We start from the raw sequence: 22,040 nt of genomic DNA on the forward strand, positions 1-22,040 counted from the left end.
CAGGGTTTTTTATTTTGCCCGCTGGTACTATTCTGGTCTCTCATTAGCTCCCCTGATCGGGAGCGGAAATTGATTCATGGAGAAAACCGATGTCCAACGACACAGTAAAGATTTTTGACACCACCTTGAGAGACGGTGAACAATCGCCTGGTTGCAGTATGACAACCGCCGAAAAGATGAAAGTGGCTAAGGAACTTGTGGAACTGGGCGTGGATATCATAGAAGCCGGTTTCCCTATCGCCTCCCCAGGCGATTTCGAAGCGGTCCGCAAAATTGCCAATGAATTCGGAAGCCAGACAACAATCTGTGGATTGGCCCGCTGTCGTAAAGACGATATCGACCGAGCCTGGGAAGCCTTGAAAGACGCGGAGAAATCCCGCATTCACGTGTTTCTCGCGACCAGTTCGATCCACCGCGAACATAAACTGAAAATGAACAAGGAACAGATCGTAGAGACCGCCGTCGAAATGGTGAAGCGGGCCCGCGATTACTGCCCTGATATCGAATTCTCACCTGAAGATGCTGCCCGTACCGAGAAAGACTTCCTGTGTGAAGTCGTCGAAAAAGCAATTGACGCCGGGGCGACGACCGTTAACATCCCTGATACCGTCGGCTATGCGACGCCGGCTCATTTTCACGATGTGATCAGAACGCTGAAGAACAATGTGCCTAACATTGACCGGGCGATAATCAGCACCCACTGCCACAACGATCTTGGGCTCGCGGTTGCCAATAGTCTGGCTGCCGTCGAAGCGGGCGCACGACAGATTGAATGTACAATTAACGGCTTAGGCGAACGGGCTGGCAACTGTGCGCTGGAAGAAGTCGTCATGGCATTGAAAACACGTGCCGACTATTACGGCGTGCACACGAATATCAATACCAAGCGTCTGTACCCGATCAGCCACCTTGTTTCGACGGTCACCGGTATGACGGTTCAACGGAATAAAGCCATCGTGGGAAAAAATGCGTTTGCCCATGAGGCCGGCATTCACCAGCACGGCGTTCTTCAGGAACGAACGACCTATGAAATTATGCATCCGGAGGATGTTGGTTATGTGGGCACGAACCTTGTGCTCGGTAAGCATAGCGGGCGGCATGCATTTCGCGACCGGGTTCAGTCTTTGGGACATACGTTGGATGATGAAACGTTCGAGCGGATCTTCAATGAGTTTATTGCATTAGCAGACAAGAAAAAGGAAGTCTATGATGCCGATATTGTCGCTTTGATCGAGAATCAGGTGACGGACGCACCGGAAAAATGGAAAATCGCCCGCTTCCACACCTCTGCCGGAACAGGCACCATTGCCACGGCGACGATCGAACTGGCAGATGAAAACGGAAAAATTCACTGCGATGCTGCGACCGGCGATGGCCCGGTAGATGCGGTGTTTCGGGCACTGGAACGGATTTCGGGAATCACCGCTGTTTTGGAACAATACCATGTCGGCAGCGTTTCCAGCGGAAAGGATGCACAAGGGGAAGTGCGTGTGGAAGTTCGCATTAACGGAGAATTGTTTACCGGCCGCAGTGTGAGCACCGATATTATTGAGTCGAGTGCGAAAGCGTATCTGCAGGCGATCAACAAGGCAGCCGCCAAACTGGAAAACTGAGAATATTCTCTTCAACTGAATACGAGTCAGAAATGACAACCGACGATCCTGAGTCACAGACCAAGAGCTTCAAAGGCAGAACGATTGTTCTGAGCCTGTTGATTTTTGGTCTGCTGATGTCAGGATCGCTGTATGTGTTTCAGGCTGTGAATACATTTCACTTTGCAGACGCTCAGAATGCGCTGGCGAGAGAATTCCCCAAGTCCCGTCCACGCGTGGAAGGGGGCCGGCTCAAAGGCAAACCGGAAAACCCGCTCACCTTTCGTGTTACCCTGGCGGTTCCCTTCAATCCAAATGAGGATGACGCGGCAATCCAAAAGATGACTGATCGCATTCTGGAAATTGCCTCTGAGAACATGGACCTGACCCAATATGAGCAGGCAGAACTCCATTTTTACCAGGCGGTTCCCGAACAAACCATCATCATGCGGGACGTCAAACGTGATCTCAAAACCTGGCTTGATCAGCGGGCCGTAAATTAGGATCCCTCAGACGACGCGTCGAAGCCAACGACAGACATGTCGTTCAATCCGACACCTGTGTCTCATTTCAATTTTTGTCTGTCCTCACCTGATTTGCCTCAGGTCCTGTTTTACAGTTTCCCGACACGAATTTTCAGGAATCCCCCTGTTAAGTTATCACTGGCACACGCATTGCAGCAAGTGAAACCAAGCCTGTCATCATATAAGTTCTGAGAAGAACAAGTAGGCTTCCCTCCAGCCAAAGTGATGACGCCCGTCTTAAATTGGCTGGAGGGATAGCCACACTCGGAAAGTTCTCTCACACTGAAATCAACCTCGTCCTGGTGCCGATTTTCCAGTGAGCTGATCGCTTCTCCCTTCAAATCTCTCTTTCGCGACCCAGATACTCCGGCTATTATCAAAAAAACATGTCTGACGAGACACCCCGTTTTTTCAATTTGAGCCCGGACAGCGATCAATCTCATGCAGAATCAATTACGAACAAGTAAAGGATTCTGGTCTGCAATCAGCATTCTCCTGCTATTTCAATTCTGCCTGGGGCTGTATTCCGCTCAAAAATTGACGGTCACTCATGACGAATATTGGCATTTGCCCGTTGGTTTACTTGGCTGGGAAACCGGTCGGTTTGACTATGATCGACTGAATCCTCCCCTGATTCGAACCTGGGCAGCGGTGCCTCTGTTATTCACATCAGCGAAGGCGGGTGCCCCCGCTCGCTCGTCAGATCCTGCGGACTATGGAGACGCCTTTCTCCAGGCAAACCCGGAAAACTACCATCAGTATTATGCACTGGGACGGATTCCGATTCTTCTGCTTTCAATCGCATCGGGGCTGCTGCTGGCAGTATGGGCGCGTGAGCTGTTTGGAACACTCTCAGCCTGTCTGGCAGTTCTGCTCTGGACGATGAGTCCTAATATTCTAGCCAACGCGGCTCTGGGGACACAGGATCTGGCAATCGCGGGGTTCTTCCTGGCAACGGTTTACTGTGGCTGGAAGTTTGCAAAGCAGGTTTCATGGAAATGGGCTCTGATCACCGGCTTGATTCTGGGGCTGGCACAAATCACCAAATACACGGCAATCCTGCTGGTGCCGATTCTGATGATCCAATGGTTTCTGCTGCGGGTGAAAAACACTGATGTCAACCATGACATCCCCCGAAAAACGATCCTGGCCCGATGGGGAGTGCTCCTGCTGGTAAGTTGCTTTGTGTTGAATGCCGGCTACTTGTTTCAAGGCAGTTTTCAGCCTATCAGTGCCTATCAATTTCAAAGTTCCGAACTCAAAGTTTTAAACCAGCTCCCTCCGCTGCTGCAAAACATCCCCTTGCCCCTTCCTCGGGATTACTTAATGGGCTTCGACCTGCAACGCTTCATCATGCAGCAGTCGCATCCCACCTTTCTGGATTCCGAATGGACGCGAACCGGCTTTCGCAGCTATTACCTTTACACGCTGATTTATAAGCTGCCTCACGGCGTTCAGTTTTTACTTCTGCTGGCTGCTTTTCAATGGTTCAAACAGCGAAACCAATCAGACTACATATCACTCCGAACCCTGGGAATGCTGCTGACGCCAGTGGTGTTATTAGTCTGCATCGCCAGTCTGTCGAATAATCAACTGGGTTTGAGATACATTCTGCCCGTGCTCCCGTTCCTGTTTTTATTGATTGCCCCTCTGGCGGAACAACTGGATCTTGAGAAGAATAAGCTCTATTCCTACGCGATCATTGTCGCCGCTCTGACGCTGCCCTTTTCGCTCCGATTTGCTCCAGATCACTTAGCGTATTTTAATGAACTGTCTGGTGGACCGGAAAATGGTGGCTTACATTTGATCGACTCGAATCTCGATTGGGGGCAGGATCTGTACCGGCTGAAAGAGTATCTGAAACAACACAAGGTGGACGACCTTGGTCTGGCCTACTTCGGGACAGTGCCTCCCTCTACTCTGGGCGTTCCCTATCGCCTGCCACCCGAATTTCATCCTGAGCCGGGAACTTATGCCATCAGTGCCAGCCTGTTACAGGGGCGTCCCTATTCCATTCGCAAACAGGACGGAAGTCGTCATAATCTGGGGAACGATGCTTTGGGTTATCTCCGTTTCTTCAAACCCAAAGCGCGGCTGGGATATTCGATCAATGTTTATGAACTGACACCGGAAGATGTGATTCGCTGGCAAACAGCGGTGAGCCGCGTCCAGAGGGGACTTCCCATCAACTAATTAGCCGGTCTGAAATTACTCAAATGGCATAGGGGAGGTCGTATCCAGTCCCATCTCTTGCAGCAGATTATGATATTGCTCGCGGGTATTTATATTCTGCAGTCCCAGCAAATGAGGGTCAACTTCGCGTAGATCCTCGGAATTTATAAAACAGGCTTCCACAGTTTCAGCCAGATCGAGAGGCCGCCGTTTGTTTTCACTTAACAATTGCTGAATCGACTCAACCAGCGATGTCCGATAAATGGCTGCCAGAGGATGAAACCATTTCCCTTCTTGAACCATCGCCAGTTGATTTTTCCCCAGCCGGGAAATAATCATTTCAATGAACTCTGTCTGAATCAAGGGGGTATCGCAGCCTGAAACATAAGCAGCATCACACTGATTTTTCAGAACTTCCAACCCGTGTCCAATGACGGACAACGGGCCTGCCCCGGATTCCCGATCGTGTACGACAATCACTGAATCAGGCAGCTCGGGTAGCTTCTGATCTTGCGAGGCCATCACAGCCACAGGGGAAACAACGGAAGAAACGATTCGCACGACCCGTTGTAACATGAGTTCATTTCCCACTGGCAGTAGCGCCTTGGGATAATTCATACGTGTACTTTCTCCACCACAGAGAATGATCCCGCCGATCTTCATTTTTTTGTTTGAGTTTGACATATTCCTGCAGGTTACTTACAAAAAGAATTCGAAAACAGCAGTTTAACACAATACAGAGAAACGATCTGAAAAATGAGTGATCAGAATTCTGAACAAGAACCCTGGTATCGTGATGGATTACAATTTACCTGTACTCAATGCGGTAACTGTTGCACGGGAGATCCCGGTGTTGTGTGGGTCGATGATTCAGAAATCGAGGCGATCGCAGAACTAACGGGAAAATCAAAAGGGGAAATCTTATTGATGCATACCCGGCTTTATGCTGGGCGGCGTTCATTAACTGAATTTGCGAACGGTGACTGCACGTTTTTCGATCCGGAGAAACGAGGCTGCACCATATATGAAGCCCGTCCCACCCAATGCCGTACCTGGCCGTTCTGGAACTCAAACCTTGAAACTAAAGCGAGTTGGGACGCTCTCTCACCAGATTGTCCGGGTGCAGGCAAAGGAGCGTTTATCAGTTTTGAAGAAATCCAAAAGCGTGCTTCACAAACAGACTTATAATCTCTGCCCCTGTTTTACTTTCCCTATCTGCTGACAAACCAGTCCCTTTAGAACAATCCATTCTAATGACTTCCGGTCTGCTGACTTTGGACTCAACTTACAACTCGGAAGTAACGTGATACAGTCTTGAGTCACCTGATAACATCGATGATTTGCGATTTAATAAGTATCGATTCATAAAGGCTTTGTAGCTCTCGATTACTGCGAAAGTCACTCTCCAGCCCGCTTTTTTCAAATTTCGTGAGAAGTTTGTAAAAAAATCCTCGTGGCTTTAACTGGGGATTTTGACAAGACTGCGAATGTTTGGATGATCTCATGATTCAAAGAACAATTAATTTTGTATCCAGTTGATAATAAATGAGTTACACATCATCAGTTCTATTTGAGTTCCGATTAATTAGAGCCAAAATGAAAGTGTAAGAATTACCGTAGCCAAGTGACATTTTGTATAACAACGCTCTGTTTCCCGTGCCCTGCCAAAGATCGGTCTTGACTTACTGTTCAATTGTGGGAAATAATCTATTATGACACTAAGTCGTGTAACCCATTACAGTTGAGACGGCTCAAGAGTGCCCAGCGGAAGGGCGTAGCTGTCCGACGGCTTCTCAAAATTGGGAGAACCCAGTCGTGACGAAAAAAGAGATAGTCAAAGTAATTTCGGAAGAGATTGGTCTGACGCAACTCAAGACAAAAGAGATCGTGCAAAAAACGTTTGATGCGATTGTTGACACTCTTGTCACTGACAAGCGCATTGAGCTCCGCAACTTTGGCGTGTTTGAAGTCAAAAAGCGAGCAGCACGAAAGGCAAGGAATCCTCGCACAGGAGATCGTGTCGACGTAGAAGAAAAATACGTCGTAACGTTTAAGCCTGGCAAGGAAATGGAAAAGCGTGTGCGTAACCTGGAAGAAGAAGCTGCAAGACTTAAGGCTGCCGCTTCACAACCTCAGGCGAGTGCTCCTGCGGCGTCACAGCCACAGCAGACACCACCTGCGGCTCCACAGACTCCAGGTTCAACTCCGGGAACCCCACAGGTAGGAACTTACAATAACGGTTCTTATCCTTCGGGAACTCAGCATACACCTTAAACCTGCATCCTCAAGACTTTACTGCTGAAAGAACTGGTATGAGCTTTTTCATAACCGGCCTGTTTTGAATGTACCGAAACAGACCGGTTTTTTTATTGCTTCTGCTTCCGTTCGTTCGCATCGAGCATTGCCAGAAAACCTGCTAGTCCTCTCCTGGCATATCGAGCCCTCTCCAATGGAAATCCCCCACTAATACCGACTTCGAATCGTCAATAATGAATGGTTGTTCCGTACATTACTTTATTTTACAACTCTTGCATCCCGTTTTTCGCCGGATAAACCGATTTAACACAATAATTGGAATAATCCGCATTTTTTACCAAAGTCTCCTGATCTGATTGTCGATAAAACGAACTAGAGGAAATTAAAGGTGGTATTTATAATCCCCTCTCTCTCCTCTCCTCGAGTTACATTTCAGCACTTTAACCCCTTCGATATCGGTTAGATGCCTTTCATTCAATGGTTTGAATTAAGGGATCGTTGCCTGGGATCAATACCAGCACAAATATGGCACGACCATATCATGGAGAAAAAAATGCGTAAGTTCCTATTGGCCAGCATGTTAATTGCAGTTTCTCTCACTCAGGTCGGATGTGTGGTTCCTATCTACTCATCCTCACGAGATGATCGTGCTCGTCAATTAATTTTCCAATCAGAAAGTATGCGACATATTCCAAAGATCTGGGAACGGATCTGGGGGCTAGATATGCCCGATGTGGCAACACCTTATCGAACTCACGGTGGCGTGATTTAATTCACCCTTCTGGTCAAACGCATGTCACTACCGCTCTGTTCAAGCTGGTTCCGTATCGATTGAACAATCGTAATCCCATACATAATACACAGCTGCCGAAAATTTGTTTTCGGCAGCTGTTCTGCATTTAAGGATTGTGTTTTCCGAGGCACACTTACTGGTCCTCCCACTGTGAGAACGCTAAGATGAGCTTTTATGGATCTTCTGATCCCTTCACAGTGCAATGATTCATCAACCGACCTCAGAACATGGCGGGTGGCAGGGCACTTTCTTCAATATCCAAAATCACGATCATGCAGTCCATGACTGCACCCCGGATAGTTATTCGATGAACGCCCCAACACAAACGGATCTATTATCAGTTACGCTGAACCGTCTTACTCTCAAGAACCCGATTCTGGTCGCGTCGGGAACATTTGGTTACGCACGCGAAATGCAGCCCTTTCTCGACTTTTCCAAGTTGGGTGGCATTATCCCGAAAACAATCACCACGGAACCACGGATCGGAAATCCACCACCACGCACGATTGAAACCAGCGCCGGTCTCTTGAATTCGATTGGTCTGGATAATGACGGTATCGATCTGTTTCTGGAAAAGCATCTGAACTACCTGGCTTCGCTGGAGACGGCTTTGATTGTCAACATCGCTGGACGCAGCATTGACGAAATGGCCGTCATGGCTTCCCGACTGGATGCCTTCGGAGATCAGATTGCCGCACTGGAATTAAACATCTCCTGCCCGAATGTCAGCGGTGGCGTCGATTATGGCACGCAACCCGAGCTGACAGAAAAGATGCTTAAACAGGTCACGGAAAGCTGCCAACTACCAATCATTGCCAAACTGACGCCGAATGTCACCAGCGTCGTGGATATCGCACAAGCGGCCGCTGCAGGAGGAGCCGATGCTGTCTCGTTGATCAATACGGTACAAGGAACCGCCATCGACTGGCGTCGCAGAAAACCCATTCTAGGGGGAATTTTTGGCGGTCTCAGTGGTCCAGCGATTAAGCCTGTTGCCTTACGAGTGGTCTGCCAGGTGGCGCGTGCTGTTGAGATTCCGATTATCGGGGTCGGCGGTATTTCCAATATCGATGATGTGATGGAGTTCATTGTCGCGGGTGCTTCGGCTGTTCAAATCGGAACCGCAAACTTTTACAATCCTGGCCTGGCAACCCAACTCGTTGGAGAACTGGAACAGGTTGTTCTCGAAGAAAAATGCGCCCATGTGAGTGAACTTGTTGGGTCACTTGTGTATCCAGAAAGATAAGTTTTCATCAAATCCAGCTCCTTTCAGAGACTTAATTTCAACTTCCTACAGATTTAGAATCATAAAGAGAATCAGCTCATGCGAGTGTTATCGGGAATCCAGCCAACAGGCCGTTTTCATTGGGGCAATTATTTCGGAGCCATCAAGCAGTATATCGACCTGCAAGATAATGAGCAGGCATTCTATTTCATCGCTGATCTACACGCGTTGACCACAATCCGCGATGCGGAACGACTGCGACAAAACACCCAGGAAGCAGCCATTGACCTGCTCGCATTGGGGCTGGATCCCAAACAGGCAACTCTGTTTCGCCAGTCTGATGTTCCAGAAGTCACCAGTTTGACCTGGATTCTGATGACGATCACGCAAATGAGTCTGCTGGAAAAATGCCATGCCTACAAGGATAAGAAGACAAAAGGGATCGCCGCGGATGCAGGACTGTTTACGTATCCGGTTTTGATGGCAGCCGACATTCTGCTGTATGACAGCGATCTAGTGCCTGTCGGGCAGGATCAGATTCAACACGTCGAAGTCACACGGGATCTGGCACAACGCTTTAATACCCTCTTTGGTGAAACGCTGACACTACCGGAATCCCGGGTTCTGGATACGTCGGCCAAAGTACCGGGTATCGATGGCGAGAAAATGTCAAAAAGCTATAAAAATGTGATTGAGATTTTTGAGACTCCGAAAAAACAACGTAAAAAAGTGATGTCGATCAAAACTGATTCGGCAACGCTGGAAGATCCCAAAGACCCGGAAAACTGCGCCGTGTTTGCCTTGTACAAATTGTTTGCCGATGAAACTCAGCAGGCAGAGTTAGCGCAACGCTATCGAGCGGGGGGCATGGGCTACGGGGATGCAAAACAGGCCGTGCATGAAGCGGCTCTGGAGTACTTCGGAGAGGCCCGCGAACGCCGGGAGCAACTGGCTGACGACACTGACACCCTCAACGATATTCTGGCAGAGGGAGCTCGTCAGGCAAGGGAAAAAGGCAAGGAAGTGCTGGATCGGGTTCAAAAGGCCTGTGGTCTGGGATCAAATCATCTAGCGAAATGAATTTTATGTCGGATCAGCCTTCAGAATCACCGCCTGCTCAACAACGGCATTCTCCTGCCGTTTTTATACAATGGCTCATTGTCTCATTAATTCTGATCACGGCTCTGTCTCTGTTAGCGGTCCATCTTCCTGAACGCTTGAAGTTGCTGCTGGTCTATGCGGTAGTCTATGGACTGATCTCCGGCGGTGCCTTAACGACCTTAGCTATCAAACTGGGAGTCCCCGCCAAACGGACACTCATGCTTTCCATTGTCTGTTTGGTTATCTTGGGGCAGTCGCTGATTCTGTATCTATCTCATCAGCGTTATCAGGAAGCGACTCAGAGGCAATTCAAAGCAGACCAGACGTCGATTGTTATTGACCGGATGCTGCGATCAGGAGAACCGCCGGAAGATCCTGAAGCACGCAAGGAATATGAACAGGTCATCGAACAATTTGAAAAAGCAAAGGCAGAACGCAGAGACAAAGAACAACGGTTGCTTGAAATATCCTCTTACCTGCAGCATCGAATTTCCCCGATTGCTACCCTGAAATCGCCTTGGCCTCACCTTTTCTGGCTCCTAGAACTCATTCTATGTTGTCTGGCAGCGATCTGGGCCAGCCGACAAGTGGCGAAACCAGAGCCGGAATCCCCCATCGATCAGGACCGGGATGAAACGGGGAGTTGAATGCCCTCCGATCTCATGGTAGTTTGATAGTATCCGCGAGTTAAAAAAACACGCTTTTACCGTTGATCTGAAAACCTGAAAAAAGTGCAACCCATGACTGACCTCTGTTTACGCCCGATAATCCTGTGCGTATTGCTGATCCAGCTCCTGTCAGGATCAGCCGAAGCCAATGATTGGCCGATGTGGCGCATGAATCCACAACGTTCAGCAGCCACGACAGAAACACTTCCGGAATCACTGATTGTCCAGTGGGTTCATCAACTGCCTCCGCTGGAACCAGCGTTTAAGAATGCACGCTTACAGTTTGATGCCGGCTATGAACCGATCGTCAAAAACGGGATCTTGTTTTATGGCTCATCCAGCACTAACTCAGTCACAGCCATAGACGTATCAACTGGCGAGGAACTCTGGCGATTCTTTACGAATGGTCCCATTCGACTGGCTCCCGTAGCTTGGAACGACTCAGTGTTTTTTGGTTCGGATGATGGTTGTCTGTATTCCATTGAGGCACAAACTGGAAAACTGCAATGGAAATTCCGGGCGGTCCCTTCGAACCGTCTGATTCTCGGCAATCGCCGCCTGACTTCGGTATGGCCCGTCCGCGGCGGTCCTGTCATCGAAAATGACACTATCTATTTCGCAGCCGGTGTCTGGCCGTTTGAAGGCGTCTTCATTTATGCCCTGGATACAAAGACGGGAGCGACGAAGTGGGTCAATGATCGACTGGGCTTCATTTACGGACAACACCCACATGCCGCCGAGGCGTTTGGCGGAGTCACTCCTCAGGGCTATCTCGTGATTTCAGAAAATGAATTGATCGTCCCTTGCGGCACCGCATTCCCCGCTCGGCTTGAAAAAGAAACGGGCAAACTCATCCAGTTCGCGCTCCCGAAACCAGGACGCACGCCTGGCGGATGGTTTACCACAGCAGGCAAAGCGGCCCGACGCGGTGAGACGCAACTTGAGAAAACAGAATTGCTCTTTGATCGGGACGTGAATTCCGCACGCCATGAAAACGGGCAAAATTATGGTCCTGATGGAAAACGGGGGCTGCGTCAGCAGATTCAGGCAGGAGACAAAAAACTCGCTTACGACAAACCCATTCCAGGAGTGAGCGGAACGATCCACTCTCTCCTCGTGGCGGCAAATCGATTATTCGTCGTCACACAAGAAGGAAACATCTACTGCTTAGGGCCAGACAAAACTGAACCTCAGACCTATGTTTCTCCCATCAGAGAACGTGCCAAGCGTGACCAGGCTCCGGCCTCAACCAACACACCGGCCGTGATTTCAGACCGTCTTACTGCCGGTGGCTACGTCTTTCTGGCGGGAATTCCTGATGAAACACTGATCGACGGATTGCTCAATCAGAAGGGCCTGCAAGTTGTTGCCCTGGATACCAACACAGACCGGATTGCGGCTCTCCACCAGACCTACCACGCAAAAGGCCGGTCGGCTGCGGAACTCTCATTTCTCCCAGGCCCTCTGTCAGACTTCGAGTTGCCCGCGTATTTTGCGCAACTGATTATCGTTTCAGATCCACAACAATCAGGCAGCGATTCCTGTTCACAGCTGGTTGCAAAACTGTATCCCTCGCTCAGACCTTATGGAGGCAGTCTGCTGGTAAAATGCACGGAGCAGACACACTCCAAGCTGGCAAAGCAATCCAAAGACTTAACTCAGGCCCGGATCTCTCGCAAAGACGGATATACGGTTTTTGAAAAAGTGGGTGCACTGCCGGGCTCTTCGAACTATACCGGCGGTTGGTCAAGTCCGGATGAACTGGTGAAGGCACCAGTGGGAGTCTTATGGTACGACGACAGCATCGGTAACTTCAAACGCGCCCCCCAACCCCAGTTTGTCGACGGCGTCATGATTTCACATTCCAAATACTGGCAAGGCTATCCGGCCGGAATACGCCCCCCTTATAAACTGCTCGCGCCGCAATTCTCTGATGTCTATACCGGCAGAAAGCTCAATGAAACACAGGCGAAATCTCTGGTTGCAGAACTGCCGACATTGGACCGAGACCAGAAACAACCAAGCCAGTATCGGCCCCCCTATCAGAAAAACGACTGGAGCCCTGCCCCTCCAGTAATCGGAGAACGCACCAACCCACTGACTGGTCGATCAGAGCCTCGCGCGTTTCCCAAAAGTTACGGATGCGATGGTGGTGTTGATTACAGCTACCTCTACACCATGCGATCGGGAACCGCTGCCTTTTATGACAAACGTGTGGAGAGCGGAACAATCCACATCAGCGGACCGCGTTCGGGCTGTACGAACAGTATTGTTCCTGCAAATGGCCTGCTCAACGTGCCCTATTATTTTCAGGGTTGCACGTGCAGTTATCCGCTCCCTGTCGGCCTCTCGCTCATTTCGTTGCCAGAAACACATGAGCAATGGATGGTCTGGGGAAAAAGTGAAGTGCAAGGACTGCAACGCGTCGGCCTTAATTTTGGCGCCCCCGGCGATCGGATGACCCACCGCGGCACACTCTGGCTGGATGTTCCCAGTGTAGGAGGACCTTCCCCAGAGTTGGAACTGGCTGTGAAGCCCCAAAACATTCAACCGTTTTATGAACACGCCTTATGGATTGAAGGAGGACGTGGCTGGCCTTGGGTGGGCGCATCCGGCATTACCGGCGTTGAACAGATCACCCTGAAAAATATTAAACCTGCTGAATACACACTTCGGCTCTACTTCCGGGAACCTGAGTTCTCTGCACCAAAAAAGCGAGTCTTCAATGTGAATTTGGATGGGAAGCCGCTCATCAAGGATCTGGATATCTTTCGCGAAACGGAGTCACGGCAAAAGATTCTGGTGCGTGAGTTCTCTCAGCTCTCTCTGGGTGGTGATCTGAACCTGACTTTTAACGCCAGCGCGGGTACGCCTCTGATTTGTGGATTGGAACTGGTCAAGAATAGCCTGCCTCTGGATGACTTAGTGGAACTACCGGATCGAAAACCGGAGTTGCTTAGTAAAGAGTAACTCTGTGCTCAATTAATAATCGCGAAAGGGACCACGTGGTTCAGCCTCTGCCATCTCTTTTTTCCAGTTGGCAAAGTGAGCTTTCATTTCTTTCAGTTTTTCAGGATGTGTTTGGGAAAGATCGTGTTTTTCACTCACATCCTTAGAAAGATCAAACAAGCCATTCCCTTTCGCCGATTCCACCCACTTCCAGTTGCCGACCCGGGCGGCTTTATCGGCCCGACGCTGCCAGTACATTTCTTTGCGTGGCGTATCAGCCTGCCCCATTAAAGTCGGCAGCATATCATATCCGTCGAAAACAATATCTTCCGGCAAAGCGATTTTCGCTTCATTAAGGAATGTCGGAACCAATTCCAATGAAGTCAGCAGACTTTCATTGACTGTGCCGGGCTTGATTTTTTTGGGGTAGCGTACAAGACAGGGAACGCGAATCCCGCCTTCGAACATCATCCCTTTTTTGCCTGTGAGCGGCGAATTATCAGAACCACCTCCGCCCCCATTGTCGGAAAAGAAAACGACGATGGTATTGTCAGCGATTTGATATTCATCGAGCAGATCCAAAACTTCGCCAATCGCATCGTCCATACAGGTAATCGAGGCGACATATTCGAGCCGACGTTTGCTGGGAGAAACGCCCTGCTTGATGACAGGCCCCTTGGGAGTTTCCCGATATTCATAGCGGCCCGTTTTTTTCTTCGTTACCAGTGTATCTTTTAAATGCGGATACATCTTCTTATATTTCTCCGGGGCCTGGGCACCACCGCGAATGCGGGGATCAAGACTGGAGGCACCATGCGGTGCGTTGAACGGCAGATAGAGAAAGAATGGTTTCTGATGATTTTCTTTCACAAATCGAACCGCTTCTCGCTGAAACAGGTAAGTGCAATAGGTGCCTTTATCCTCTTCGGTAGCTTGATTATTGCGAAACATGGAAGGCACGCCGTATCGCTCGTGCGTAAAATAATCGATGCCTGTATTACTGAACCCGTAAAAATCATCAAAGCCTCGCGCGAGCGGCAGGAACCGTTTGTGAACTCCCAGGTCCCACTTGCCATAAATTCCACTGACATAGTCAGCCTGTTTCAATAACAAAGGCAGTAATTTTTCACGGACATCCATCCCACCAATGCGTTCAAAGGTGACATCGTATTCTTCGGGCTTGTATTTGTAACCGTAGTCGGGTGCTTCATTGCGAATCATGTCGTAAACACCGTTCCGCTGGGGATAGCGTCCCGTCAACAAACTGCCTCGACTGGGAGTACAGGCCGGCCAGGTGACATAGAAGTTGGTGAGCTTGGCGCCCTCTTTCGCTAATCGATCGAGATGGGGCGTGATAACTTCCTGACTGCCAAAGCAGCCCAGATCGTGATACCCTTGATCATCACTGACGATCAAAATAATGTTGGGAGGCGTTTCTGCAGCAAAGGCGCAAAGCGTAGATAACAGCCAGAAACATAACACCAGAGACAACCCCCTGATAATTTGACGACTACCCTGATTGATCCGATATCGTTGCATAGCTGGTCTTTTCGATGAATATTGTGGAAAATACATTAGGAACGAGTTTATCTTTCTTTAGAATAGCAAATGCTTCCAGGAAAACACAAATCACATATACGAGAACGAACTTGATGAAAAACGTTTTATACCTGATTTTGATTATGACATGCAGTCTGGGCCTGACCACGACAGAATCGAGTTTGGGGGCTGAAAAAAATGAGTTCAAGCCGACCGGGCTTCAGCTTTATTATGGAAATGATTCTGAAGTTTTAAGCGACCTGCAAGAGAAAATGCAAAAAGGCCAGGTTGTGATTATTGAATTACGCAGCCTGAGCCAAAATCAAATTGCTGAGATCGTAAAAAAAGCTCGGCTGGTTGGCTCTAAAGTCATCGCTTACATCAGCATAGGAGAACTGGGACAGCTGGAAAAAGCGAATTTTGAACAGTTCCTGAAAGAAAAAAAAATACCAACATCGTTGGACAGTATGATCCTGAGTAAAAACGAAGCATTTCAGTCCTGGCGTATTGATGTCTCAGAGAAATCATGGCGTGAATTTTTAAAGCAAAAAATCAAACACATCTATAAACAGAATGTCGATGGCCTGTTTCTGGATACCGTGGATACCAGTGACCTGTATATTACCCGAAAAGAATGGTCGATATCGCGCCGGGCTCAAAATGTCAAAGCAATGATCAGCCTGATCCGATTAATCAAAGCATTCTCACCAGAGAAATTCATCATGCAAAACCGTGGGTTGAATCTTATCGGAAAAAACGTGTTCGTCGGTGATGCCACCGGCATTTTTATTGCCGGGCTTGATCTCGCGCATTCTCATCCTGATAACCCGGATGGCTTACTGTGGACGGGGGCCTATGCTTATTCGAGTGCCTGGATTGCCAGTAAAGAACGGGACCTGATCCAGATTCGAAAAAATGGATTTACGTCAGTTTTCACGCTAGGCTATGCCGACACGAATGTTTCACGGAAGCAATTCTTTCAGAACAGTCGTGCTGCGGGGTTCATACCCACCTGGGCAAGCTCAAATACGAAGCTCCACAAGGAACTGACACAGAATACTGAGACAGAGTGAAAGAACTCTGGTTAGATCATAAAGTCAGTTTCGCGTCCCAGAATCCGATCGACCAGATCCTGAGATAAGTCGATGGCAGGCGCCTGTTTTCCGGAAACATCGGTCGGGTTAATCCCACAATACTGTGACCAGGGGCCCAGATGCCGCCAACGCCCGGCGCGATTCGGTTCGCTTTCCATTACTGGCGTCGTGCATCGATTGCAGCCGATGGTGGGATAGCCTTGCTTGTGCAGTGGATTTGTGATGACCTGATTTTCTTTGAGATAGTCTTGAAATTCTTCCTTGGACAAGCTCGCCAGGATATTTACACGCAGACAATTCATCGCAGGATCGATCGCCAGTATCGGCACATTGGCGCGTTGCCCCCCATCGGCACGGCGTAGACTGCCAATCAACGCATCGTACTGATCGGCAACCTGAAGCAGTGGTTGTGTCTTTCGCAAATCACAGCATTGCTCCTGCCCTTCAACCGAAAGGTACAAGACCCCCAGTTCGTCAATCTGTTCCTGCATGGTCTTAGCTGGTTCCAGAGTGACGATATTTAAACCGTACTCCTTGATCAACCGATCCCGGGTGTCCAGAGTTTCCTGAAATAAAACGCCGGTATCTACAAACAGAATCGGAAGATCTGCTTTGATCTGACTGAGCATATGGGCGACAACACACCCTGCTCGCTGCATTGACGACAATGCTGCCAACCTGGTACCGAACATTTCCTGAGCCCAGTGGATCAGCTCAAGAGGGGTTCGTTCTTCAAATGCTTCGTTAAGATCTGCTAAATCGGCTTGTGTCAGACGTGCCATTCAAGTATTCCTGCGGCGATTTGCTCCCTTCCATAGCGGGAAGAGAAATTCGCTGAATTTGAAACATATTCCTGCAAATGTAGTGCGAAATCTACTTTGACCACATTATTTTCAGGAATTGTAGCGAACCGTCAGGAATACCTCAATGCGCGCATGAACGTGTTCTCGCCCATTCAGAGTGAAATAGATCACGATCCACCCCAAACCGATTCAGGACAGTTAGAAAATCAGGCCAGTAGCCGTTCCATCTTGGGAAAACGAGCCCCTTCCAGCTGAAAGAATTCCTCTTTGTTCAGATCGGCAATGCTGTCGACCACCAGATCCGGCTGATAGGCATAATAATCCAAGTCGCCCAATGCAGTCCCTCCCGAGAGAACAAGCACAGAACGATAGCCCATTTCCACGCCTCCCAAGATATCCGTTTCCATAGTGTCGCCAATCATCGTGGTCTGGGCTGAAGAAATCCCCAGTTCCTGGCGGGCACTTCGCATCATGACAGGGCTTGGCTTTCCGACACTAAAGGCTTTTTTCTTGGTCGCTGCCTCCAACATCGCCACAATCGCCCCACACCCCGGCCTGAGACCATTTTGTGTGGGACAGTTCGGGTCCATATTTGTGGCAATGAGTTTCGCCCCATTTTCAATCATACGTACCGCCGCTTCGATCATCTCAAAATTCATCGATCGGCCTTCACCTACGACCACATAATCGGGGTCATGATCAACGATCGAATATCCGTTTCGATGCAGCGCGTGCAACAAGCCGCCTTCTCCGATGACATAGGCAGTCCCGTTAGGCTTACTCTGCGCGAGGAAGCGAGCGGTCGCCATAGCACACGTAAAGATATGTTCTTCCCCGACCGTTATCCCCATGCGGGACAATTTTGTGACGACATCACGGCGGGTTCTCTGGCTGTTATTCGTCAAAAAGATAAAAGGCAGATCTCGCTTTTTGAGTTCGTTGATAAAATCGACTGCCCCTTCAATCAGGTCAGTCCCTCTGTAAATGACACCATCCATGTCAATCAAGTATCCTGGTAACATCGCTTTCGGTCCTTGAATTAATAAACTTTGAGTCGAAACTCAGGTAGGATATCTTCAGATGCTGGAGCGCGCTCACTGAAAAAATCAGTGTTTGAATCGGGTCATGGAAGACTGTCTGTTAACTACAGCCCAAGGTGTTGTCTAAATTTAAACTCCAAATTGACCATTAGAACAATTCATTTTCATTAGCATCTGCTGAAGCGTTTTAGCGCATTTAAAACAAAACATGCTAAAAGGACTTCGCAATTGCCGTGCCGGACTCAATGCACAGAAGAAATCAGACAAGTCCCACCATAATCGTAACTCCTTTGCTCAATGCACGTTTCTGTGTTTGTTCGAGATAAGGATTGATCTGAAAACCATATAATCTTTATCAAGACCTCACATAGACTGATTGCATTAGACTTAGCATTTAAGCGGAGCTGCACAGGAAATAGACAGGAATTGAAACGAGAACAAATAGATTAGACAGGCTCATTTCTGGAGCGCACTACAAAAAAACCCCGGCTGTCTAAGTAATAGACAACCGGGGCCGCAACCAACAATTTTTCAAAATGGGAGAGTCATCACAACTCTTACTCTGGCTTAGTTACATCCTGAATTTCAATTCGCTTGGGTTGCATTTCCAGCTTCTTCTCCAGGACAACCGTCAACACACCTGCCTCCAGCGTCGCAGTCACCGACCCCGGATCAACCCATTCAGGCAATTGGACAACACGTTTAAACTTGCCATAACGGCGTTCATTATGCAGGTATTCACGGTCTTCGACTGACACTCTCTCTCCGGTCAGAATAAGATGACCATCCTGAATATCGAGTGAAAGCTCATCCTTTTTCATTCCCGGCACATCCAGTGCAATATGGTACTTACTATCCTCTTCCCAGACAGAGAGAGGAGAATAAGCGCCCTCCACATTTGGAAAAGATTTTCCGAACAATTGACCGAACGCATCATCTAAATCAGAACGAAGGTTTGCAGAAAAAGGGAATCCTAATTTGTGAGTACGTGTGTTTAACATGATATTTTCTCCTTAATAAATAAGAGACAACATTATTTGATTTCGAGACCTCAAGCTTTATTTCCGACTCAACTCTAAGCAATTCATGTCATAGCACACAGCATGCCATATTGACCTTCCCCCGAAACGCTTAACCCCTAAAGCATTTATTTAAAACAACTTGCAAATCGGATTTTTCGAAAACAACAATTTTGACTCACCTCGCAAAACAGAAGGCAGTGCCATTATGACACTATCAACCAACCCCGAGAGAATGCCATTATGGCACCGCCTGTAATCCATACGTAAAAAAACTCGCAGTAAACCAATTGATTTACTGCGAGTTAATATCGAGTCCCCAGAGGGAGTTCTCAACCTGCAACGCTTACGCGTTATAGTAGAGATCAAACTCATAAGGATGAGGGCGTAAGCGGATTGGATCCAACTCTTCAGTCCGCTTGTGCTTAATGAAGGAATCAATCAAATCTTGACTGAAGACATCGCCGGCCGTCAGGAAGGCACTATCCTCTTCCAGAGCGATCAAGGCTTCATCCAATGATTTGGGAGCAACATTGGTTTCGGCCAACTCTTCCGGTGTCATGTCATAAATGTCACGGTCCAAAGGCTCACCGGGATCAATCTTGTTCTGAACACCGTCAATCATGGCCATCATCAGAGCGGTAAAGCTAAGATAACCATTAGCGGTCGGATCGGGACAACGGAATTCAACCCGCTTCGCTTTGGGGCTGCCGGAATACATTGGAATTCGGCAAGAAGCAGATCGGTTACGCTGACTCATTGCCAAAGTCACAGGAGCTTCAAAACCTGGTACCAGACGGTGGAAGCTGTTGGCAGTTGGGTTCGACAGTGCAATCAAAGCACGGCCGTGTTTGAGGATACCGCCAATGGCATGTAGAGCGAGTTCGCTCATACCTGCATAACCATCACCGTACATCAATGTATCTCCATCTTTCCAGAGAGAGATGTGAGTATGCATTCCGGAACCATTATCTTCAAAGACAGGTTTCGGCATGAATGTCACAGTTTTACCATTACGTTTGGCAACGTTTTTGATGATGTACTTGTACCACATAAACTGGTCAGACATCTGCATCAGAGGTGCGAATTCCATATCGATTTCACACTGACCGGCAGTCGCCACTTCGTGGTGATGTGCTTCAACCACAATACCGACTTTTTGCAGTTCTTCAACCATTTCTGCACGCAGGTCGCCATAGGTGTCACTTGGTGATACGGGGAAATATCCCCCTTTGTATCCCACTTTATGCCCCAGGTTCCCTTCTTCAGACCGACCTGTATTCCAAGCCGCTTCTGATGAGTCGATTTCATACATCGCCCCTCTCTGATTAGAGAGGTATCGTACGTCATCAAAGATAAAGAATTCTGGTTCCGGACCGATAAAACAGGAGTCGGCGATACCGGTCTGTTTCAGGTAAGCCAGACCTTTTTTAGCAACACCACGTGGGTCCTTATTATAATCTTCTTTGGTAATCGGATCGACGATGTCAGCCAGAACACTGACAGTCGGCTGTTTGAAGAAGGGATCCAGTTTAACCGTCTCTGGATCCGGCACAGCCAACATGTCTGAGCTGTCAATCGGCTGCCAGCCACGAATAGAAGATCCGTCAAAACCGACGCCATCTTCAAAAGTACCTTCGTCCCAGGTACTGATAGGGTACGAACAATGCTGCCAGGTACCAAAGATGTCGGTAAATTTTAAGTCGACCATCTTTGCGCCATTTTTTTCTGCAAAAGCAAAAAAATCTTTGGGAGTCATCGCAATTTGCTCCTCTATAATGTCTGAGTGAAACAGCAGGTGAAGAGGCCCGTCATACCCTGTCCTGCGAAGAACCGATCATATTCACAATAAGTTTAAGCAAAGCTGGAAGCGGAAAAATCTAGCTTCATCCTGCCTCTGAAAAGTAATCCATCAACAAAACGAAAGTCGCTTTCAGAACACTCGTCACTTTACTTATTTTCGTATGAGCCACTTCGGCCCCTTTCACCGACAAAGTGATTTCAGGAACGAAACTCACACTTCCCTGGTTACTTAATTTCCTCATGATTTTAAGTAGATCGGTTGGAAACAACAGCGATTGCAGGAGATCGCAACCATACCGAAACCCATAGGCACAAGATGCAACCACGCACGATGATGACGGAATCCTCAGCAGGCACATCTTGTTTGACAGTCTACTACCGTAACGAATCAACCCATAGAAATCTACTGTCAGGCTCCTGTCTCATAATAAATCCTTGCTGGATCTGAGATTTCCTAAGTCCTGACAATCAAATAGGCTTTAAGACTCTTAACGATTAGAGAAGCCTGTTAAGCAGGTCGCCCTGAAATAACTGAGCACAAGAGATAACTAATCGTTCTTATGTAAAGCAACCTTTCCCGCATGACTCACGATCTATAGCGAAAAACGGCTCTCTGGCCGCTTAGGTTGAGACCAATGCTTTCATCTCACGTACCGCCTGCTCCATTCCCACCAGGACAGCACGGGAAATGATACTGTGCCCGATATTTAATTCACAAACATTGGGGATCGCAGCAATCTTTGTGACATTCCGGTACGTTAAACCATGCCCCATATGCAGTTTCAGGCCTTGTTCAACTGTAAACTCAGATGCCTTGAGGAGTGTTTCATATTCCTGTTGCTGTTCTTCAGCAGAGGACGCGTCTGCATAACGGCCTGTATGCAGTTCGACGGCCTGCACACCCAGTTTTTTTGAGGCCGCAATCTGATCCAGATCCGGATCAATAAATAGACTGGCTTCAATACCCACCTCTTGCAGCTGATGTACACAGGTTTTGACACGTTCCAGGTTTGAGATCACATCCAATCCCCCCTCCGTGGTCAATTCCTCTCTTTTTTCGGGTACCAGCGAAACCTGATCGGGCCGCACTTCCAAGGCAATCGCGGTCATCTCTTCTTCGGCTGCCATTTCCAGATTCAGTTTGACTTGAACTGTCTTCTTCATGGTATAGAGATCGTGATCCTGAATATGACGGCGATCTTCTCTCAAGTGCAAAGTGATGCCATCTGCGCCGCCTAATTCCGCTAGAACCGCGGCCCACACTGGATCCGGCTCATAAGTTAAACGGGCCTGTCGAACGGTGGCTACATGATCAATATTGACGCCCAGACCTGGCATGGCAGATTTTCTTTCTAAAACGGAAACAGGTTCGAGAATTCTAACCAGAAAAACAAAAGTGAGACGAAGTCCCTCTTTCCCGACACTCTAACTACAAAAAAGTTCTCAGAAATCTCATAAGGAT

18 protein-coding genes are annotated in these 22,040 nt (G+C 48.5%); 11 read left to right on the top strand and 7 right to left on the bottom strand.

All coding sequences use genetic code 11. The features are described from left to right. Positions 1 to 89: 89 nt before the first annotated feature. The 3 genes from Pan241w_RS19405 (at position 90) to Pan241w_RS19415 (ending at position 4,309) form a co-directional block, all read left to right on the top strand. Positions 90 to 1,613 carry a 2-isopropylmalate synthase gene (locus Pan241w_RS19405; RefSeq protein ID WP_145219030.1) on the top strand — a complete coding sequence of 508 codons (1,524 nt, stop codon included), beginning with the start codon at positions 90 to 92 and terminating at the stop codon, positions 1,611 to 1,613. 32 nt (positions 1,614 to 1,645) lie between these two features. Continuing rightward, on the top strand, positions 1,646 to 2,095 hold the full coding sequence (locus Pan241w_RS19410) for a hypothetical protein (protein WP_145219032.1): 450 nt from the start codon (positions 1,646 to 1,648) through the stop codon (positions 2,093 to 2,095). Between the two features lie 462 nt (positions 2,096 to 2,557). Next, on the top strand, positions 2,558 to 4,309 hold the full coding sequence (locus Pan241w_RS19415; protein ID WP_145219034.1) for an ArnT family glycosyltransferase: 1,752 nt from the start codon (positions 2,558 to 2,560) through the stop codon (positions 4,307 to 4,309). A gap of 15 nt (positions 4,310 to 4,324) precedes the next feature. On the opposite strand, the gene mobA is transcribed toward Pan241w_RS19415, so the two are convergent. Continuing rightward, positions 4,325 to 4,972: a molybdenum cofactor guanylyltransferase gene (gene mobA, locus Pan241w_RS19420; protein ID WP_145219036.1), complete on the bottom strand. Its 648-nt coding sequence runs from the start codon at positions 4,970 to 4,972 to the stop codon at positions 4,325 to 4,327. Between the two features lie 72 nt (positions 4,973 to 5,044). Here mobA and Pan241w_RS19425 point away from each other — a divergent pair, with 72 nt between their 5' ends. From Pan241w_RS19425 to Pan241w_RS19455, 7 genes are all read left to right on the top strand, one after another. Then, positions 5,045 to 5,476 (top strand): YkgJ family cysteine cluster protein, encoded by a 432-nt coding sequence (locus tag Pan241w_RS19425; RefSeq protein ID WP_145219038.1) that lies wholly within the window; start codon positions 5,045 to 5,047, stop codon positions 5,474 to 5,476. A 627-nt stretch (positions 5,477 to 6,103) separates the two neighbouring features. Next, a complete protein-coding gene (locus Pan241w_RS19430) occupies positions 6,104 to 6,562 on the top strand; it encodes an HU family DNA-binding protein (protein ID WP_145219040.1) in 459 nt (152 codons plus the stop codon). 535 nt (positions 6,563 to 7,097) lie between these two features. Continuing rightward, positions 7,098 to 7,316 (top strand): hypothetical protein, encoded by a 219-nt coding sequence (locus Pan241w_RS19435; protein ID WP_081459548.1) that lies wholly within the window; start codon positions 7,098 to 7,100, stop codon positions 7,314 to 7,316. Positions 7,317 to 7,644: 328 nt separating this feature from the next. Continuing rightward, the gene (locus Pan241w_RS19440; RefSeq protein ID WP_145219042.1) at positions 7,645 to 8,583 is read left to right on the top strand and encodes a dihydroorotate dehydrogenase; all 939 of its coding nucleotides are present in this window, start codon (positions 7,645 to 7,647) and stop codon (positions 8,581 to 8,583) included. Between the two features lie 78 nt (positions 8,584 to 8,661). Further along, positions 8,662 to 9,642, top strand: coding sequence for a tryptophan--tRNA ligase (gene trpS / locus Pan241w_RS19445; RefSeq protein ID WP_145219044.1), 981 nt, complete (start codon positions 8,662 to 8,664; stop codon positions 9,640 to 9,642). Positions 9,643 to 9,647: 5 nt separating this feature from the next. Then, positions 9,648 to 10,310 carry an MFS transporter gene (locus tag Pan241w_RS19450; protein WP_145219047.1) on the top strand — a complete coding sequence of 221 codons (663 nt, stop codon included), beginning with the start codon at positions 9,648 to 9,650 and terminating at the stop codon, positions 10,308 to 10,310. Between the two features lie 93 nt (positions 10,311 to 10,403). Continuing rightward, the gene (locus Pan241w_RS19455; RefSeq protein WP_145219049.1) at positions 10,404 to 13,301 is read left to right on the top strand and encodes an outer membrane protein assembly factor BamB family protein; all 2,898 of its coding nucleotides are present in this window, start codon (positions 10,404 to 10,406) and stop codon (positions 13,299 to 13,301) included. A 12-nt stretch (positions 13,302 to 13,313) separates the two neighbouring features. On the opposite strand, the gene Pan241w_RS19460 is transcribed toward Pan241w_RS19455, so the two are convergent. Beyond that, entirely contained in the window at positions 13,314 to 14,819 is a 1,506-nt protein-coding gene (locus Pan241w_RS19460) for a sulfatase-like hydrolase/transferase (protein ID WP_145219051.1), read from the bottom strand. A gap of 113 nt (positions 14,820 to 14,932) precedes the next feature. Between Pan241w_RS19460 and Pan241w_RS19465 the strand changes: the two genes are divergently transcribed. Next, positions 14,933 to 15,892, top strand: coding sequence for an endo alpha-1,4 polygalactosaminidase (locus Pan241w_RS19465; RefSeq protein ID WP_198000029.1), 960 nt, complete (start codon positions 14,933 to 14,935; stop codon positions 15,890 to 15,892). A gap of 11 nt (positions 15,893 to 15,903) precedes the next feature. Here Pan241w_RS19465 and Pan241w_RS19470 read toward each other — a convergent pair whose 3' ends face one another. The 5 genes from Pan241w_RS19470 to Pan241w_RS19490 all read right to left on the bottom strand — a co-directional run bounded on the left by Pan241w_RS19470 (position 15,904) and on the right by Pan241w_RS19490 (position 21,916). Next, a complete protein-coding gene (locus Pan241w_RS19470; protein WP_145219055.1) occupies positions 15,904 to 16,695 on the bottom strand; it encodes a phosphoadenylyl-sulfate reductase in 792 nt (263 codons plus the stop codon). A gap of 227 nt (positions 16,696 to 16,922) precedes the next feature. Continuing rightward, positions 16,923 to 17,738: an HAD-IIA family hydrolase gene (locus Pan241w_RS19475; protein WP_145219057.1), complete on the bottom strand. Its 816-nt coding sequence runs from the start codon at positions 17,736 to 17,738 to the stop codon at positions 16,923 to 16,925. 575 nt (positions 17,739 to 18,313) lie between these two features. Beyond that, a complete protein-coding gene (locus Pan241w_RS19480; protein ID WP_145219059.1) occupies positions 18,314 to 18,757 on the bottom strand; it encodes an Hsp20/alpha crystallin family protein in 444 nt (147 codons plus the stop codon). Positions 18,758 to 19,121: 364 nt separating this feature from the next. Next, positions 19,122 to 20,534, bottom strand: a complete 1,413-nt coding sequence (glnA, locus tag Pan241w_RS19485; protein ID WP_145219061.1) for a type I glutamate--ammonia ligase — start codon at positions 20,532 to 20,534, stop codon at positions 19,122 to 19,124. Positions 20,535 to 21,199: 665 nt separating this feature from the next. Further along, a complete protein-coding gene (locus Pan241w_RS19490) occupies positions 21,200 to 21,916 on the bottom strand; it encodes a pyridoxine 5'-phosphate synthase (RefSeq protein ID WP_145219063.1) in 717 nt (238 codons plus the stop codon). Positions 21,917 to 22,040: the final 124 nt, after the last annotated feature.

The organism is Gimesia alba (assembly GCF_007744675.1).
Classification (GTDB): domain Bacteria; phylum Planctomycetota; class Planctomycetia; order Planctomycetales; family Planctomycetaceae; genus Gimesia; species Gimesia alba.

Coding starts and splice junctions, on each gene's coding strand:
- Pan241w_RS19405 (WP_145219030.1), top strand. CDS start 90: ATGTCCAACGACACAGTAAAGATTTTTGACACCACCTTGAGAGACGGT.
- Pan241w_RS19410 (WP_145219032.1), top strand. CDS start 1,646: ATGACAACCGACGATCCTGAGTCACAGACCAAGAGCTTCAAAGGCAGA.
- Pan241w_RS19415 (WP_145219034.1), top strand. CDS start 2,558: ATGCAGAATCAATTACGAACAAGTAAAGGATTCTGGTCTGCAATCAGC.
- mobA (WP_145219036.1), bottom strand. CDS start 4,972: ATGTCAAACTCAAACAAAAAAATGAAGATCGGCGGGATCATTCTCTGT.
- Pan241w_RS19425 (WP_145219038.1), top strand. CDS start 5,045: ATGAGTGATCAGAATTCTGAACAAGAACCCTGGTATCGTGATGGATTA.
- Pan241w_RS19435 (WP_081459548.1), top strand. CDS start 7,098: ATGCGTAAGTTCCTATTGGCCAGCATGTTAATTGCAGTTTCTCTCACT.
- Pan241w_RS19440 (WP_145219042.1), top strand. CDS start 7,645: ATGAACGCCCCAACACAAACGGATCTATTATCAGTTACGCTGAACCGT.
- trpS (WP_145219044.1), top strand. CDS start 8,662: ATGCGAGTGTTATCGGGAATCCAGCCAACAGGCCGTTTTCATTGGGGC.
- Pan241w_RS19450 (WP_145219047.1), top strand. CDS start 9,648: ATGTCGGATCAGCCTTCAGAATCACCGCCTGCTCAACAACGGCATTCT.
- Pan241w_RS19455 (WP_145219049.1), top strand. CDS start 10,404: ATGACTGACCTCTGTTTACGCCCGATAATCCTGTGCGTATTGCTGATC.
- Pan241w_RS19460 (WP_145219051.1), bottom strand. CDS start 14,819: ATGCAACGATATCGGATCAATCAGGGTAGTCGTCAAATTATCAGGGGG.
- Pan241w_RS19465 (WP_198000029.1), top strand. CDS start 14,933: ATGAAAAACGTTTTATACCTGATTTTGATTATGACATGCAGTCTGGGC.
- Pan241w_RS19470 (WP_145219055.1), bottom strand. CDS start 16,695: ATGGCACGTCTGACACAAGCCGATTTAGCAGATCTTAACGAAGCATTT.
- Pan241w_RS19475 (WP_145219057.1), bottom strand. CDS start 17,738: ATGTTACCAGGATACTTGATTGACATGGATGGTGTCATTTACAGAGGG.
- Pan241w_RS19480 (WP_145219059.1), bottom strand. CDS start 18,757: ATGTTAAACACACGTACTCACAAATTAGGATTCCCTTTTTCTGCAAAC.
- glnA (WP_145219061.1), bottom strand. CDS start 20,534: ATGACTCCCAAAGATTTTTTTGCTTTTGCAGAAAAAAATGGCGCAAAG.
- Pan241w_RS19490 (WP_145219063.1), bottom strand. CDS start 21,916: ATGCCAGGTCTGGGCGTCAATATTGATCATGTAGCCACCGTTCGACAG.